We start from the raw sequence: 16,984 nt of genomic DNA, 5'->3' as shown, positions 1-16,984 counted from the left end.
CATGCGCGACAATATCAAGATAACCTGCCGAAAGCGTCTCAGCCGGATCGAAGGCCAGGTTCGCGGGCTGTCCCGGATGGTGGAAGAAGACCGTTATTGTATCGACATCGTGACGCAGATATCGGCGGTGCGCGCCGCGCTCCGGCGCGTGGAAGAAGAAGTGCTGAAGGATCACGTTGCGCATTGCGTCGAGCACGCGATCACCAGCGGCAACAAGACCGATCAGCGGCGCAAGATCTCCGAGCTGATGGCCGTCATCGAACGGGCGAGCCGATAGCGCCGGCTGATGCCGCACGCCGCCTTCCCCAGCGATTCTACGTACGAATGATAATGGGACTTCTTAAGCGCGCCAAATCTGGCTAGGCTCCTTCAGGGGGGCACGCCAATGCAAAGCGCGAATTGCGATGATCGACACGGGGTCGATGTCGCGGAGGTCGGGGTCGATGTCGCGGAGGATGCCAAGGCTCCTGTGATCGTCGCGGATGTCGCAGCCAGCTTTACATACGCATCCTATCAGAATGCGATTCCGGTTATCAGATCCCTGCTGATCGAGAACCTAAGCGACCGTCATTTCGAGACCTGCACGCTCGAGCTGACCTCTTCGCCGTCGTTTCTGAGACTGAAAACGTGGACCATCGATCGACTGCTGCCTGGGGACAAGATTTCCTTGAGCGACCGGAAGGTCGAACTGGATGCCGGTTATCTTGCGGGTCTCAACGAGGCGGAACGCGGCGAGATCACGCTGCGCCTTTCCTTGAGGGAAGAGGTCCTTGACGAGCGGCGCCTTCCCGTCAGGCTGCTTGCGCGTGATGAATGGGGCGGCGTCGCCGATATGGCGCAACTGCTGCCGGCCTTCGTGATGCCGAACGACCCGGATGTGACCCCGATCCTGCGAACCGCAGCGGAACGGCTTGCCGCGCATGGCCATCCGAGCGGACTGGATGGCTACCAATCGCAGGACCCCAAGCGAGCCTATATGCTGACCGCGGCTGTTTATTCCGCCATTGCCGGGATGGGCCTGCACTACGCAGAACCGCCCGCGAGCTTTGAGAGCCTTGGCCAGAAGATCCGTCGTCCGGGCACGATCGCCGAGCAACGGCTGGCGACCTGCCTCGACACCACGCTGCTTTTTGCCGCCGCGCTGGAAGCCGCCGGATTGCACCCGGTCATCGTGATGTTCCGTGGACACGCGGCGGCAGGCGCATGGTTGACCAAGAGGACCTTCGCCCAGGCGATCGAGAGCGACCAGATGGAGGTTCGCAAGGCGCTGGCATCACGCGAGCTGGTCGTCTTCGAGACCACCGGCGTAACCCATCGCCCTGCCCTGACCTTCGACAGCGCGCAGCAGGCGCTGGACCGTCGTCTCGCGGAGGAAGAAGCCCTCGCTTTCGTCGCGGCGATCGACGTCAAGAGATCCCGAAGCGGCGGGATCACGCCGCTCGCCTCGCACGAGCCGGTCACGCGCAACGCCACCGATGATGAAACCGCTCCCGTCCCGGATCTGCCGCTTCCCCCAGCCCCGACTTTTGGCGAGCTGCCGGCCGAAGCGATCGAGGTGAAGCCGACCACCGCCGCCGGCCGCATCGACCGCTGGCAGAAGAAGCTGCTCGACCTGACCCTTCGCAACCGGCTTCTCAATTTCCCGGATTCCAAGAAGACGATCCCCTTTCTCTGCACCGACATCGCCTATCTCGAGGACCGGCTCGCGAACGGCGCCGCCATCCGGATCATATCGCTGCCGGAGCAGAACCCGCTCGGCGAGCGCGACGCGACGATCTATCGCGAGGTTCACGGACGCGATCTTCAGCGCGGTTTCGCAGCCGAAGCCCTGCTCAGGGACGAGCTTCCCTCGCCGCTGGAGGCGCGGCAACTCGAGGCGCGGCTGATTGATCTCTATCGGCAGGTCCGCAACGATTTTGCCGAAGGCGGAGCGAACACCCTTTTCCTCGCCGTCGGATTCCTGCGCTGGAAGAAGAAGCCGGAAGACGGGCGCAGCTATCGGGCGCCGCTTCTGCTGGTCCCGGTGAAGCTCGAGCGCCGCAGCGCCAGTTCGCGTTTCACCATCCGCTTCCATGAGGACGAGCCACGCTTCAACGCCACCCTGCTGCAGTTCCTGGAGCGGGATTTCGACTTGACGCTCCCCCAGTTCGGCGGCGACCTGCCGCTCGACGATAACGGGGTGGACGTGCCGCGCCTTCTCGCCATGATGCGCCAGGCCGTCCGCGACGTGCCCGGCATGGAGGTCGTGGACGAAACGGCTTTGTCGACCTTCTCCTTCGCGAAATTCCTCATGTGGAAGGATCTGGTCGAACGCACCGAAGCGCTTCGCGAGAACCGGGTGGTCCGCCACCTGATCGACACGCCGGAACAGGCCTTTTCGGAAGGCGACGGACAATCGACATTCCGCGACGAACGTGAACTCGATCGCGTTTATACGCCGGCGGACATCATCTGCCTTCTTCCTGCGGATTCGTCGCAGACGGCGGCGAGCCTCGCGGCGGCCGAGGGACGCGATTTCGTCATCGTCGGCCCGCCCGGCACCGGCAAGAGCCAGACCATCGCCAACATGATCGCGAACTGCCTCGCGGTCGGAAAGACGGTGCTGTTCGTCGCCGAAAAGACCACCGCGCTCGACGTCGTCTATCGACGGCTGCGCGAACACGGTCTCGGAAATCACTGCATCGAGTTGCACTCGAACAAGGCTGACCGCCGGCATTTCCTCGGACAGCTCAAGGCCGCCTGGGAGCATGGCGGCCGCACCGATGCATCCGAATGGGTGGAGATCAACGAACGTCTTCGATTGCGCCGTGACGAACTCAATGCCTATGTCGAGGCGTTGCACAAGCGCTATCCGAACGGATGGACGCCCTACCATGCGCTCGGGATCGCGCTCAAGGCCGCGGACGCTCCCGCGCCGGATTTCTCATGGCCGGAACGCGATGCCCATGACGCGCAGACTCTGCGCGGCCTTGAAGAACTCGCCGCTGAACTTGGCCTTGTCTTCGCGTCGATCGAGCGGCAGCCATCGCTGGATCTCGTCGATGTCGTCGACTGGAGTTCCGGCTGGCAGGACAGCCTGCTGACGGCTGCGACATCTCTGCGGAACGCGATCGATCTGCTGGCCAGTTCGTTCGAAGGCTATGCCGCCGTCCTTGGTCTGAAGCCGCGGGAACGGCTGTCACAGACCGAACTTCAGGATCTGGCAGCCCTGGCAACGGCGCTTCAGAAAAGTCGCGGCCGCGACATCACGATCGCTTCCGATCGGGAGTTCGCCCTGTGCGCCGGAGCATTGGACGGTTTAGGCCGCTCCATCAGCGACTACCGCGAAGCGGAGCGAGACCTCAGCGCTGCATACGGCGCCTCCGCCATTCGCGATCTCGACCCGGCGGGGCTGGAGCGGCAGTGGCGTGAGGCGAACGCTTCCTTCTGGCCCGGCGCGATGCTCGGCAAGCGCAAGATCCAGAAGCTGCTGCAAGCCCATGCCGGCAGCGGGACCGCTGATCCTGAAAAGGATCTTCCGCTGCTCCGGCGCATGAAGGAATGCCTTTCGGCCATCGACGAAAACCTGCTGGCGAGGAAGCCGCTGCCGGTCAATGGTCTGGAGACCGATCTCGAAGCGGTCGCGAACATCATTGAACTTGCGCGGGAGCTTCGGGATGCCCTGTGCTTGCCGAACATAGAGCAGGACGAGCTTCGTTCGATCGGCCGGTCCGTCGCCGCCTGCCTGCGCGGCGCGACGGAGAACGACAGGGTAAGGCGCGCCGGGGACAGGCTTCTCGCAGCAATCCAGGGTTTGGAGAGCGCGGGCCGGCGTTTCTCGGACCTGTCCGGCCGCGACATCCAGCCCGGACAGAACGGAATCGACCTCGCGACAATGCGGGAAAATCTCGCGGCCCTCGCGAATACGCAGCATCTGCTGCGCGACTGGGCGGCCTGGTGCCGTATCAGAAACCGGGCGCTGGCATCCAGCCTTGCTTCCCTGATCGAGCGGATCGAAAAGGGAGAGGTCCGGCCTGATGAGGCGCGCCTCGCGTTTCGCCTCGGTTATGCCCGGTGGTGGCTCCCCAAAGTCCTCGACGCCGATCCTGTCCTGCGGAATTTCCGGCGTTTCCAGCACGAAAACGCCGTCAAGGAATTCCGTGAGATCGACGATCTCGTGCGCGCGCACGCCACCCGTCGCGTGATCGGCGCGATCGCCCATGGTCTGCCGCCCGTGCAGAGCGTGCCGCGCAATTCCGAGCTCGGGCTGCTCCGCCACCAGATGGAGCTGCAGCGGCCGAGCCAATCGATACGCGACATGATCGGCAGGATGCCTCAGAGCTTCTCCAGGCTCGCGCCGTGCATGCTAATGTCGCCGCTCTCCATCGCACAGTATCTTCTGCCCAATCAGGCGCTCTTTGACGTGGTGATCTTCGACGAGGCTTCGCAGATCACGACCTGGGACGCGGTTGGCGCCATCGCGCGGGCGCGCCAGACCATCATCGTCGGCGACCCCAAGCAGTTGCCGCCGACAAACTTCTTTGGACGCAACGAAGATGACGACGAGGAGATCGCCGACTACGAGAAGGATCTGGAGAGCATTCTCGACGAGGCGAAAGCCGCCGGCATACCTGTCCGCGATCTGAGATGGCATTATCGCAGCCGAAGCGAATCCCTGATCGCTTTTTCAAACCATCACTATTACCAGAACCGTCTGGTGACCTTTCCCTCGCCGGCCGTCGAAGACCGCGCAGTGCAACTGCGGAAGGTGCCGCATGGCGTCTACGACCGCGGCAAGAGCCGGACCAACAGGATCGAGGCCGAGGCTGTCGTCAAGGAAGCCGTGGCGCGCATGAGGGCCTGGCTGAAGCTTGGCGAAAAGGAGCGGCCGACGCTCGGCGTGATCACGCTCAACATACAGCAGCAGTCGCTGATCCTCGATCATCTCGATGCCGCGCGCCGGGATGATCCCGAGCTTGAGTGGTTCTTCGCCGAGGAGCGAGTCGAGCCGACCATCGTCAAGAATCTCGAGAATGTGCAGGGCGACGAGCGGGACGTGATCCTTTTCTCCGTCACCTTCTGGAAAGATGCCGCCGGCAAGCTCAAGATGGATTTCGGCGCGCTCAACCGCGACGGCGGCGAACGGCGCCTCAATGTCGCCGTAACCCGCGCGCGGCAGGAACTCATCGTGTTTTCGGGCTTCACGGCCGACCAGATCGACTCTTCACGAACCAAGGCGGTCGCCGTCCATCACCTCAAGACGTTCCTCGACTACGCCGAACGCGGCGCGATCGCCCTGCCGGCCCAGGATGACGGTTCTGTCGGCGGCTTCGATTCCCCGTTTGAAGAAGCCGTCGCCACGCAACTGGAGCGACGCGGCTGGATGGTCGTGCCGCAGGTCGGGATTTCCGGCTTTCGCATCGACCTCGGCATTCGCCATCCTGATCTGGCCGGAGCCTATCTCGCCGGCGTGGAATGCGACGGCGCCACCTATCACGGATCGGCGACGGCAAGGGACCGCGACAAGGTTCGTGAGCAGGTGTTGCGGGGGCTGGGCTGGAATATCCTGCGCGTCTGGTCGACGGACTGGTGGTTCGATCCCGCGGGCTGCGCCGAGCGGCTGCACGCCAGCCTCACAAGCCTGTTGGATGAAAGCCGGACACGCCGCGCCGCCGAACAGGAGGAGATCGCGACGCATTGGGACATGGGACACGACGTGGAGGGGATCGACGAGATCCGCGACGACGAGGCCGCCGCTATTGTTGACGAGGTGATGCCGCCTCCGGTGTCCCCTGAAACCGAACGCGTAGCGGTGGAACCCCCGGCGGAGCCTTGCATGGTCAAGGCAGCCACGGCGCAACCAGATGCAGGTCCGATGCCGGCCGATATTCCGGACAAGCGGCAATACCACGTCACCGATCTCTCCAGCTTCAAGGCGGATCCGGATCAGTTCTTCGAATTCGGCTACCGGGACACGCTGCGAGGCATGATCGAGGCCGTCATCGAAACCGAAAGCCCTTTGCGCACGGACATTCTTGCGAAAAGAATTTCACGGGCGCATGACTGGCTGCGCACGGGCGGGCGCATCAGGGAGCAGATCGATCTGCATCTGCGCGGTTACGACACGACGCGCGAATCGAGCGGCGGGTTCATCTGGAAGAAGGGAGCCGTGGCCGACTTTCTCGCCTATCGGCAGCCAGTCAACGACGATGCGCGGAGGGCGGTCGCGGATATTCCGCTTGCCGAACTGGCTTCCGTCGTGCTCGACAATCCCGACCTGCTGGACGACACAGATCCCGTGCGCTGTCTGGCGCGTCTCCTCGGCGTCGAACGCCTTGCAGCCGTATCCCGTGCCCGCCTCGACGAAGCGATCACGAGAGCCCGCCAACATATCGCGACCGTTCAGTCATCGGAATAGACATGTTCCGTTTCATCCATTCGAGCGACCTGCATCTCGGCAAGCGCTTCGGCAATTTCGAAGGCGACCTGCCGGGCCGGCTACGCGAGGCGCGGCACGCGGTGATCGCCCGGCTCGCGCAACATGGGCGTGAACAGGGCGCGGCCACGATCCTGCTCGCTGGCGATGTTTTCGATACCGAGACGCCCGCTTCCGACGTCCGCCGTCAGGCGCTGACCGAGATGGCGCATCATGCGCCGATCCGATGGGTGATCCTGCCGGGCAATCACGACTCGCTGCAGGCGACCCAGCTCTGGGCCACGCTGAAGACCGACGCGCCCGACAACGTCATTCTCGCGGTGGAGCCGCGTCCGATCGAACTGGCGGCGGATGTCGTGCTCCTGCCCGCGCCCTGCACGACGCGCCGTCCCGGCCGCGATCTCACCGAATGGATGGATAGCGAGGCGACGCCGGAAGGAGTCATCCGCCTCGGCCTCGCTCATGGCGCGATCCAGAGTTTTTCCGAGGAGGCCGTCGCGTCCGACGTCATCGCGCCGGACCGGGCCCAGCGCGCCGGCCTCGCCTATCTGGCGCTCGGCGACTGGCACGGCGCGATGAACATCGGCCCGCGCACCCGCTACAGCGGCACGCCGGAGCCGGACCGGTTCAAGCACGATCACCCCGGCGAAGCCTCGCTGGTCAGCATCACAGGCTGCTCCGCCCTGCCCGAGGTGACGCCGCTGGCCACGGCCGGCTTCACCTGGCGCACGCTGAACCTGCATTTGCTCGACGGGGACGATCCCGCGCCGGCGCTGGAGGCGCTGTTGCCGGAGACGCGGCTCCGCCGACAGACGCTTGCCCGGATCATGGCGACAGGCCGCAGCCGCCTGCCGGCGCGCACGGCGCTGACGCGCGCCATCGAAAGCGCGACGCCGGACTTTGCCTTCCTGGAGCTTGACGAGGCCGGCCTCATGACAGAGTGCGAGGTGGAAGACCTCGACCGGATCGATCGCGCCGGAGCGCTTCGTGAAGCCGCCAACACGCTGCTGGCCGAAGCCGGAGATGAAAGCCGTTCCGCCACCGAGCGCGAGACCGCGCGCGCCGCCCTCGCCCGCCTCTATTCCTATGCGCAGGTGGTCGCGTCATGAAGATCTCGGCGCTGCGCCTGTTCAACGTGAAGCGCTTCGCCGGCCGCGGCGTCGCCATCGAGGGGATCGACGACGGCGTCAATGTGCTCTGCGCCGCCAATGAATTCGGCAAGTCGACGAGTTTCGAGGCGCTGCATGCGCTGTTTTTCCAGCCGCATTCGAGCGGTTCGGGAGATGTCAAAAATCTCAGGCCCTATAGCGGCGGCAGTCCGCTGGTCGAATCCGATATCGCGACCGGCGAAGGCCGTTTCCGTATTACGAAGCAGTATTTCGTCGGCCGCTCCGCGCGGGTGACCGACCTCGCCACCGGACAACTGGTGGCGCAGGCGGACGAGGCGGAGAACTTCATCGCCAGCCTGGTCAAGGGCGGCACCGCAGGCCCCGCAGGGCTGCTATGGGTACGCCAGGGCGTGACCGGAATCGAAAGACGCAGCAGGTCGGAGGAAGAGGACGAACGTGAAGTTCGCCGCACCCTGCTCGAATCCGTGCAAGGCGAGGTCGAGGCCGTCACCGGCGGGCGGCGCATGACCGAGATCCTTTCCGCCACGCAACAGGCTCTGTCAGAACTGGTCACCGCCACCGGCAGGCCCAAGGCCGGCAGGCGATACGCCGGCGCTATTGAAGATCGCGACAGGCTGACCGAAGACGAACAAAAACTTGCGGGCGAGGTCACGGTCTTGCGCGAGAAGCTGGATCAACGCGCTTCAGCCACGAAGACGCTTGCCGAACTCGACAGGGCCGAGGCGAGGCAGGAGCGCCGCAAGGCTTTGGAGGCGGCGCAAGCCGCCTTCGACGCCGCCAAATCCCAAAGCGAGAAGCTGAGGACGGCCGAAGCCGAACTCAGGCTCGCGCTGGAGCGCCGGGAGGGCGCCGAAATAAACCTCCTGACCTTCCGCGCCGCCATGGAAAGAGCAAGGGAGTTGCGCCAAAAGCAGCTTTCGGCTGAAGATCGACGACGCCAGGCCGTGGACAAACGTCGTGAGGTCAGCGAGGCGATCGCAAAGGCAACGGCGGAGGCCGAGGCGGCGGAGGCCGGCGAGAGGGAAGCGCGCGACCTGCTCGCGCGCCTGGACGCGGCGTTGAAAGCGCGCGAGGCGTTCGAGCGTCTTTCCCAACTCAAGGAACAGCTCGCCAGGGCGGAAGCCACCCGTGAAGAGTTGGAACGCGGCGAAGCAGAGCTTTCGCTTCTCAAATTGCCATCGAGCGCTATCGACGAGCTTCAGGACCTGGACGTCGAGATCGCAACACTTCACGCTGTCGAGGAAGCCGCGCGTCCTTCCGTTTCCGTCGATTATCAGGCGGACGCGTCCGGTCTCGTGACAATGGATGGCGACCCGCTATCGGACGGACAGGAGCGCACATATGACGGACAGGCGCGGCTTTCCGTTCCCGGGATCGGCACGATCAAGCTTCGGTCGAACCGGCCGCCCCGAAGCGATGATCGCCTTGAACAGGCCCAAGCAAAGCGTCGCACGCTTCTATCCTCAATGGGCGTCGACGACCTTGCCACGGCACGAAAGCGGCAGGTTCAGGCCCAGCAGATGGACGCCGGGCTCGGCGAACTGCGCGGCCGGTTGTCCCAGCTTGCGCCGCAAGGTTTGCCGAGGCTACGGGAGGACGTCGCCGCACAAAGCGCTGTCGAATCCGAGGTTCTCGAACTGAAAGCGGACCCGGCGCAGGTTCGGACCTCCCACGCCGAAGCCGAGGAGCGGCTAACGGCGGCGCGGCTGGCTATGCGCGAGATGGAGCCGCTGCGCCTGAGTGTCGACAATGCCTTCATCGCCGCCGAAACGGAGTCGGCCTCGCTGAATGCCGAGCAAGCGCAGATCGATTCAATCCTCGGTCCTGAAGAAGAACGCGCAGTACGCGAACAGCAATTGGTGAAGGCGTTCGATGATCGGGAGCGATCACGCGCCGAGGCCGAAACGAATGCGAAGAAGCTCAGCGACAACGCCACCGATCTCGATTCCGCCGGGGCGGCGCTGAAGCGGGCCCGCTCGGTTGAAGAAGTCTCCGAGAAAGAGATACACCGGCTCCGTGAGACCATTGCCGGCCTGAACGCCGGAATACGGGCGCGCGCCGACGAGGCGGTGGAAGAAAAGTGGCGCGAGACCACAGACGCGCTCTCCAGCGCAACGGCTCGCGTTGCGGCGTTCGAGAAGGAAGTCGCCGTCCTGCAACGGCTGGCTTCGGCTCTGGAGACAGCCAGATCCCAGGCGCGCGAACTCTATCTCAAGCCTGTCATGACGGAGCTCAAGCCGCTTCTCGGACTGCTCTTCGATGATGTCTCGATCACCTTTGACGACAAGTCGCTGCTGCCCCAGGCGATCCGGCGCAACGGCCAGGAGGAGGACGTCGACCGCCTCAGCGGCGGCATGCGGGAGCAGCTATCGGTGCTGACACGTCTCGCCTTCGCAAGGCTGCTCGCCCGCGACGGCCGGCCGGCGCCGGTCATCCTCGACGACGCCCTCGTCTATTCGGACGACGATCGGATCGAGAAGATGTTCGACGCGCTGCACCGGCAATCCAGTGACCAACAGATCATCGTCTTCTCCTGCCGTCAGCGCGCGTTCCAGAAACTCGGCGGAAATATCCTTCAGATGACAGAGTGGCAGCCCTGAACGCGCGGATAGGCGCATTGTGACGTGGAAGCCTATCCATTGAAAGCGTGATGAACGTCTTTGCGCGTGCCGGCCTTACGCGCCGCAGCCAGCACGAAGGCAGGGCAAAAACGTCTCCACTCCTTCACTGCTCATCAAGCTGACGTACTGGACCTCTGTGCCAGAACGGCATCGAGTTCCGGCAGCAGAACGATGCCGTCCTGATCGCTGCCCGATGAATGCGCGACCAGCCACTTGCACGGCGCCCCGCTTTCATTGGACGGAGCGTGCGGCACATCCTCGGGCATGTAAACATGATCCCCGGCTTTGACGGCGATACGATGCTCAAGTTTGTCACCGTAATAGACGGCGCACTCCCCTTCCAGAAGATATGCGATGGTCTCAATACCGTCATGGTAATGGACCTTCGCCTTCGCGCCCGGAGGCATCGGCAGCACATTCAAACATATGTGCTTTGCTCCGACCGTCTCCTTCGACACGCCGGCTCCGTAAGTAAAGCCCTGCTTGCCGACATAGGTCTTGCCGGGCTCGATCACTCTCACCGCATCTGACAAACCTGACATCGCAATCTCCCAAACACGCGAAGCCGCTATAGCGTTTTCGAGCGACGCATGTCCTCGGGCTTGACCCGAAGATGGAATCCGGTTCGCGTGAAGAAAACGCGTCAAAGACTCTAGCGCAGCTTACCACGAGAGTCCGAAACCATCCGCTGCCGGAATCAGATTGTTCCAGTCAAGATGGCGAAAACCGCAGGGTGCATCCATTGGTAGAGCATCGACGGAAGCAGCGCCTGCAATTTCAGCAGGCTAGGCGCGCGGCTGATAGTTGACGAAAAGGTGTCAGCAACGTGTCGATCAACGAAGATTTCTCGCAGCCAAAGCGTTTTTCTTGAGCAAAGCGGATACCGATTCCCGCAAAGAAAATACGTTAAAACAACAATCTAGAACTCGCTTTTGTTTCAAAAGCAGAAAATGCTCAGACACTGCGTCGTCTTCACCCTTGAACCCGCTCCAGATGAGATGTTATCCATTGCCCCGGAACGTTTGTAATCACTTTACGATTTCTCGTTTCCGTTAAACCCACACACACGATGGAGCAGAAATGAAACTCAAACTCGCACTGGCGAGTCTGATCGCCTCGACATTGGCGGTACCTGCCCTCGCTCAGACGTCCCAGGATGCTTCGCCAAGCTCGCCGGGCACAACAACAGGATCTGCCAGCGCCTGGTATATTCTACAAGATACTTCAACAGAGACATGTGTGGTCACAAGCCTGAAGCCGACGACACGAGGAAAAACCAAGGCTGTCGGCAAGAGCTCCTATCCATCGAGAGCAGAAGCCGAGAACGACCTGAGCAAAATTCCGGAGTGCTCCAGGTAGGAACACATTGTGTTTCACCAGCTTCGCTGTCCTTGATCAGCGAAGCTGAGCCTGCGCCAGAGGGACATTGGAGCGCATCAGCCTTCGGCGTCCCCACGGAAGGCGCGAACCATATCTTCAGGCATGAAGCGGCTTCAGTTCGTCGGTGCGTGTGTTGATCTTCTTGTACAATACGACATCAGCAAGAACTGGTCGCTGGCTCTCAACGTCAACAACATCTTCGACAAGAAGTATTATTATGTGACGGAGAGCAATCCCAGGGGCGGAAATTTCTACGGTACGCCGCGCAATTTCCTGCGGGCCGCGCGGGCAAGTTTTTAGAGCATGATCTTATCCAAACACCGGTTTCCACTTTGTGGGATCATGCTCAAACAAAAACATAAGCGACGAGTCTGATTCAACGCGGTTGAATCGGATTCAACGCGGTTGAACAGGCTCTAAGCCGAGAACCGCGGCTGAGCCGCATCCGCGTCACGGCGCGTGAGCCAGGCGATGGCGTCGGTGAGCGCGCCGTCGATTGGGCGAGGCAGATAGCCAAGCTCGATCTCCGCCTTTCGTGTGTCCAGCGGGATCGAGCGCAAAGCGATGCGCACCGCCTCGATCGAAACGCGCGGCGTGCGTTGGATCACCTGGCCTTCGAACCATTCGGACGCCACCCCGATCGCAAGCGCCAGGGAAGCCGGCAACGCATGCACGTTGGTGCTGCGGCCGCACAGGCTTCCGACACGCCGCACGAGTTCGCGCACGCTGACGTTCTCGCCGCCGAGAATATAGCGCTCTCCCGCCCGGCCGCGCTCTCCGGCCAGGATGAGTCCCGCCGCGACGTCCCGCACATCCACGAGGTTCAGCATCGAGTCCAGCACCATCGGCGGCGATTTGCGCGCGAACAGTTCGAGCATCCGCGTGGGCTCGGTAAAGTTGTGATCGCCGGGCCCGATGGGAACGGTGGGATTGGCGATCACGACACGTAGTCCATCGGCCGCCGCCTCGCGCGCGATCTGCTCGGCCATGAATTTCGATCGCGTGTAGGGCCCCGGCATGTCTTCCGCGCGTTGCGGCATCGTTGTCCCGCCCCTGCGATAGGGAAACAGGATCGCTTCGGTGGAGCAGTGAACGATGTTGCGCACCCCTCTCTCGCGCGCCGCCGCGAGCATGAGTTCGGTGCCATGTTGATTCACGCGCTCGAAGTCGGCGGGGTTCGCCGTCCACAGATGCGAGATCGCCGCCAGATGATACACGGTATCCACGCCGTCCAGAGCGCGCCGCACGTCGTGCGGGTCCAGGATCGTTCCCTGGATGAATTCCGGCACGGGTCCGGGCGGCGGCGGTTGCAGATCAAGAACGCGGACAACGCCGTGCCGGCGGCGCAGCGCCGCAACCAGATATTGTCCGATGAATCCGTTTCCACCTGTGACCAGTATCGGGCGACGGCTGGCAAGCGCCGTTCTGGCGCGAGGTTGCAGCGTTATGGATTTCACGTCCGCAGGCTCCAAGGAGATCGACCCGGTGATGAAGGATACTACACCGGCGGGCCGTTCCAACCTTCAATGATCCGAATGCTATCCGGATTCAACAAATGGTCCCCCCAACCCTTGCTCACAAGGCACTCCGCCGCGCCCGGCCGGACGAGCAGCAAGGCGGCGGCAAACACGGTGGGAATGACGCTCGGCCAATCGATGCGCAGGGGCGTCAGTTCCTCCTGGCTGCCTCTGTAAACGCCCGTTCGCATCAGCAAACGCCGGCATTCGCACCACAGTTCCAGCCTTGACCGCGATCGCATGGCGCATCCGAGCAGGGCCTGCAGAGCCAGATGCGTGCGCACGCCCGCGCGGCCCGGAACCAGCGCCTCGGGCGAGGCTCCCCGCGTCACCCGCAGCAGCAGGCTCAACAGGTCGTGGCCGGCGAGCAGCGCGTTCATCGGCTCGACCAAGCGCGGATTGCAATCGATGTACAGCACGTCGTTCGCGCCCGGCGTCAGATAGTCCACCGACAATGCGCCATGCCAGTCGAGATGCTTTCCGATACGGGTCAGATGCTCCCTCACCAGCGGGCGATCGACGCTTTCCTTCACCGCATCCCCGCCTCCCGCGCCGCGGGCAATCTGCCGGTAAGCGTGCGTGCCCAACAGCCGTCCGCGGTCGAACACCGCCTGCGCATGTTCCACGGGCGCGTCGATGAATTCCTGTGCGACGATGTCGTCGGCGAACGCGCCGCATCGCGCGAGTTCCCTGACCCCGGCCGCAAGCTCGCGCGGTCCCTTCACCGGCCACACCGCCCGGCTCGCCGTTCCGGTCGCGGCTTTCAGGATCAACGGGAAACGATCGAGCGCCAGCACGTCCTCGCTGGTCCTGACGAGCCACGTGCGAGGCTGCGGCAGGTCAAGGCCGCTCAGGAGGCGGCTGAAGGAAGCCTTGCTGTGCGCCTGCTGATAGGCGGCGTGCGCCGGCAGGGCGACGGCGACATGCTTCTCGATCGCCTCGCGCATTTTCGAAAGCGCGTATCCCTGCTCATGGATCGGCAGCAGCACGTCGAAGGGCCGTCTCGCCAGAAGCGCCAGCACAAAGTTGACGTAACCGGCCGGATCGACGCCAAGACCCGGGCAGCGATAAAATCGCCGCACGAACCGCGAGAAGCGTCCGAGGCAGCGCGGATCCGGATCGCAAACCTCGACATGATGCCCCTGCATCCCGAGGATCGTGATCGCCTCGCGCGCCGACGTACTCGATCCCTCGGACAACAGGATCCGCAGCGGCGACGTTCTTGCCTCGCTCGTTGCCATAACCGGACTTAGAGCATTTTCCGGCTGAGTGGAATCCGGCTAGCGCGAAGAAAAAATGCTCGCAACCGAGAACGGCGTGATGCAACCAGAGCACCACGCGCGTTGGCCGCAGCAGGCCGTCGTCTGCCGTGCCAGCGCCTCACGCGCACCGGTTCCCTTGGACGTTCCTGACGTCAAAAATCCATCGTAGCCGACAACAGGAAGGTTCTGGGAGCGGAGATGGTCAACACGTTCAAGCCATTCTCCCAATAATCCTGATCGAAGGCATTCTGCACATCGAAACGAAGGGTAAGCGGCCTGTCGTTCCAGCCGGTGTTCAACGTGTATCTCATGCCGAGATCGACGCGTGTCCAGCTCGGTATGATCTGAGTATTCGCCGCATCAAAGAATTTCTTACCGGAGTGGTTCACTCGTCCGCTGATCGTACCGCCCGGCATGAAGGAAGGATCCCACTCAACCCCAAAGGCGACATTGATGTCAGGCACACCAGGCGCCTTTCGTCCATCATTCACACCATCCTGGGTCTTCGCCAACCTCCCATCGAGCATCATGACACCGCCCAGTACACGCAGGCCGTTGACAGGCTCGCCGAAGATGTTGACTTCGACGCCTCGGTTGACCTGTTCGCCATCGACCGAAAGAGTTGGAAGCGGAGTTCCGGGAATGGAGAGCGTGCTGGCACGGGAGATCTCAAAGGCGCCAACGGTGGTGGTCAGCGTACCCCAATCGACCTTCACGCCCGCCTCATACTGCTTGGTTCGATACGGCGGAAAGATCTCTCCGGCATTGGCATAAGTTGCGCCAACAGTGGTGCCTTGTTCAAGTCCTTCGATGTAATTTGCATAGACGGATACATTTTCGAGGGGCTTGATGAGCAACGCATACGCGGGAGTCCAGGCATACTGGTCATAATTCGAAGTCACGGTTGTGCCCGCAGCGTTGAAGCCGTCCCGGTCCACGCGCTGGCGCCGCAAGCCCACGGTCAACTGAACACGTTTCTCCAGAATCGAGAGGGTATCCACAAATCCCACGCTCGAAGCGGTGGTATCCGACATCCTGAGCGGGATGACGCCGGGAAGGTTGGGATTTGCGATCATGGGGTTGACATAGAGATTCGACGCGATCAGCGAACCAGATAGGCCCGCATAGCGGTAGTCTCGGGTTGCGCGGGAAACGTCGGCCGTCAGCGCATGGTTGATAGGTCCTGTATCAAACGACGCCCTGATGCCCATCTGTGAAGTTAAATTCTTGTACTTTTCCTCCCAGCTTGTGGGCGTGGCGGTCCAGTCGCCATTCGCGTTGTAAATAGTAGGCGTTCCGGAAACGCCGCCGACCTTCCAGTCCCGGGCTCCCAACGCCATATAGGCTGTCACGTTTTGGGAGATATCGACTTCCCCCTGCATCATCCCGAACAACTCTTCGTAATAGCGGTTGAACCAGGAAGGACTGATGTTCCTGCTTGCATTGGGCGCACCTGGGATCGGAATACCAGGCGTGACCTGAACAAGGGGTGTCACGGCATCTATGTGATTCTTCTTGTAGCTGAAATCGGCGGAGAATCGTACGCGCTCGCCCTGATAGTCGAGTCCTAAACCCGCCAGAGCAGCTTCGTCCTTGTTGCGACTGAATGCGGTTTCGCCATCCCTGTAACTTCCATTGAAGCGAACACCGAACTCCTTGTTCTCGCCATAGCGGCGGCCGACGTCGAGGTGCGTGCCGAGATTCGACCGCGACTGGTAGCTGGTCGTCAGGCGCGTCAGCGGCTCGTCGCGAGCGCGCTTCAATACCAGGTTGACTGTGCCTCCGATCGCGTTGCCTGATGCCGGCAGGCCGTTCAGGAGCGCATTGGGGCCTTTCAGGACTTCCACTCGCTCCACCATTTCCATCGGGACAATGGGCGATGCGCCATAGAGACCGTTAATGCTGATACGGTCCTGTGTCAGGTTACCAAAACCGCGGAGCGTGAACTCTTCGAAGCCACCGCCGCGGGCGCTTTGTTGCGTGATCGAGGGGTCATTGCGCAAAACGTCGGCGACCGTCTTTGCCTGCTGGTTTCGAATCAATTTCTCCGTGTAGCTGGTCTGGCTGAACGGCGTATCCATTATGTGGCGATTGCCAAGCAAACCAAGATTACCGCCCGTTGCTACCTGTCCGCCAGCATAGGCCGGAGGCAACGACATAGTCGAGTTGGGATTCCCGGCGCCCTGCACATCAATGGTATCGAGCGAGATCGCGCCTGATGGCGCCGCGCCAGCGCCGCCGGTGGCCGCCGGCTGCGAGATCGCAACGGTGCTGGCGTTGGTGAAGTGGTAGCTCAGCCCGGTGCCCTGAAGAATCCGCGCAAGCGCCTGCTCGCGCGTGGCCGGGCCTGAAATACCCGGCGACGTTTTTCCGGTGCCAATGCTCGTCAGATAAGTCACTTGCAGGCCGGCCTGCCGGCCGAATGCCGTCAGCGCGCGACCGAGCGGACCGGCCGGCACATTGAACGACGTCTGCGCCGCACTCTGCGCACAGGCGTCGCCGCCAGTCATGACAACGCCGGCGATGGTCGCCGTGCTCATCATCAACACTGATGCCAACACCCTGCTGATGCCGACCTTGCCAGAAAACGTCCGAGCCGCGTACCCCATCATCAATGCCACCCCAATTGTCTCATCAGGGGGCTCGCGACGTCAGAACG

At 62.6% G+C, this 16,984-nt stretch carries 10 protein-coding genes; 6 read left to right on the top strand and 4 right to left on the bottom strand.

Annotated features, from left to right (window positions below; translation table 11 throughout):
• Position 1 precedes the first annotated feature (1 nt).
• From ACMYR2_RS06050 to ACMYR2_RS06035, 4 genes are all read left to right on the top strand, one after another.
• A complete protein-coding gene (locus ACMYR2_RS06050) occupies positions 2-277 on the top strand; it encodes a metal-sensitive transcriptional regulator (protein ID WP_347262686.1) in 276 nt (91 codons plus the stop codon).
• 108 nt (positions 278-385) lie between these two features.
• Positions 386-6,397, top strand: coding sequence for a DUF3320 domain-containing protein (locus ACMYR2_RS06045; RefSeq protein ID WP_416193862.1), 6,012 nt, complete (start codon positions 386-388; stop codon positions 6,395-6,397).
• Between the two features lie 2 nt (positions 6,398-6,399).
• Complete coding sequence (locus tag ACMYR2_RS06040) at positions 6,400-7,524, top strand: DNA repair exonuclease (protein ID WP_347262684.1); 1,125 nt, start codon at positions 6,400-6,402, stop codon at positions 7,522-7,524.
• A complete protein-coding gene (locus ACMYR2_RS06035) occupies positions 7,521-10,145 on the top strand; it encodes an AAA family ATPase (RefSeq protein ID WP_416193861.1) in 2,625 nt (874 codons plus the stop codon). Before ACMYR2_RS06040 ends, ACMYR2_RS06035 begins: the two co-directional genes overlap by 4 nt.
• 134 nt (positions 10,146-10,279) lie before the next feature.
• Here ACMYR2_RS06035 and ACMYR2_RS06030 read toward each other — a convergent pair whose 3' ends face one another.
• Positions 10,280-10,708, bottom strand: coding sequence for a cupin domain-containing protein (locus tag ACMYR2_RS06030; protein WP_347262682.1), 429 nt, complete (start codon positions 10,706-10,708; stop codon positions 10,280-10,282).
• A gap of 538 nt (positions 10,709-11,246) precedes the next feature.
• Between ACMYR2_RS06030 and ACMYR2_RS06025 the strand changes: the two genes are divergently transcribed.
• Together ACMYR2_RS06025 and ACMYR2_RS06020 are read left to right on the top strand one after the other, a co-directional pair.
• Positions 11,247-11,525 (top strand): hypothetical protein, encoded by a 279-nt coding sequence (locus tag ACMYR2_RS06025; RefSeq protein ID WP_416193860.1) that lies wholly within the window; start codon positions 11,247-11,249, stop codon positions 11,523-11,525.
• 123 nt (positions 11,526-11,648) lie between these two features.
• The gene (locus ACMYR2_RS06020) at positions 11,649-11,846 is read left to right on the top strand and encodes a hypothetical protein (protein ID WP_347262681.1); all 198 of its coding nucleotides are present in this window, start codon (positions 11,649-11,651) and stop codon (positions 11,844-11,846) included.
• A gap of 116 nt (positions 11,847-11,962) precedes the next feature.
• On the opposite strand, the gene ACMYR2_RS06015 is transcribed toward ACMYR2_RS06020, so the two are convergent.
• The 3 genes from ACMYR2_RS06015 to ACMYR2_RS06005 form a co-directional block, all read right to left on the bottom strand.
• Entirely contained in the window at positions 11,963-13,003 is a 1,041-nt protein-coding gene (locus ACMYR2_RS06015) for an NAD-dependent epimerase/dehydratase family protein (protein ID WP_347262680.1), read from the bottom strand.
• Positions 13,004-13,044: 41 nt separating this feature from the next.
• Positions 13,045-14,304, bottom strand: coding sequence for a hypothetical protein (locus tag ACMYR2_RS06010; RefSeq protein ID WP_416193859.1), 1,260 nt, complete (start codon positions 14,302-14,304; stop codon positions 13,045-13,047).
• Positions 14,305-14,477: 173 nt separating this feature from the next.
• Positions 14,478-16,937 (bottom strand): TonB-dependent siderophore receptor, encoded by a 2,460-nt coding sequence (locus ACMYR2_RS06005; RefSeq protein WP_416194068.1) that lies wholly within the window; start codon positions 16,935-16,937, stop codon positions 14,478-14,480.
• Between the last annotated feature and the right edge of the window lie 47 nt (positions 16,938-16,984).

The organism is Nitrobacter sp. TKz-YC01 (genome assembly GCF_047824785.1).
In the GTDB taxonomy this organism is placed as follows: domain Bacteria; phylum Pseudomonadota; class Alphaproteobacteria; order Rhizobiales; family Xanthobacteraceae; genus Nitrobacter.
Note: the sequence above shows the minus strand (reverse complement) of the source record. Positions and strands in the feature narration are given on the sequence as shown.

Coding starts and splice junctions, on each gene's coding strand:
- ACMYR2_RS06005 (WP_416194068.1), bottom strand. CDS start 16,937: ATGATGGGGTACGCGGCTCGGACGTTTTCTGGCAAGGTCGGCATCAGC.
- ACMYR2_RS06045 (WP_416193862.1), top strand. CDS start 386: ATGCAAAGCGCGAATTGCGATGATCGACACGGGGTCGATGTCGCGGAG.
- ACMYR2_RS06050 (WP_347262686.1), top strand. CDS start 2: ATGCGCGACAATATCAAGATAACCTGCCGAAAGCGTCTCAGCCGGATC.
- ACMYR2_RS06020 (WP_347262681.1), top strand. CDS start 11,649: ATGAAGCGGCTTCAGTTCGTCGGTGCGTGTGTTGATCTTCTTGTACAA.
- ACMYR2_RS06030 (WP_347262682.1), bottom strand. CDS start 10,708: ATGTCAGGTTTGTCAGATGCGGTGAGAGTGATCGAGCCCGGCAAGACC.
- ACMYR2_RS06025 (WP_416193860.1), top strand. CDS start 11,247: ATGAAACTCAAACTCGCACTGGCGAGTCTGATCGCCTCGACATTGGCG.
- ACMYR2_RS06010 (WP_416193859.1), bottom strand. CDS start 14,304: ATGGCAACGAGCGAGGCAAGAACGTCGCCGCTGCGGATCCTGTTGTCC.
- ACMYR2_RS06040 (WP_347262684.1), top strand. CDS start 6,400: ATGTTCCGTTTCATCCATTCGAGCGACCTGCATCTCGGCAAGCGCTTC.
- ACMYR2_RS06035 (WP_416193861.1), top strand. CDS start 7,521: ATGAAGATCTCGGCGCTGCGCCTGTTCAACGTGAAGCGCTTCGCCGGC.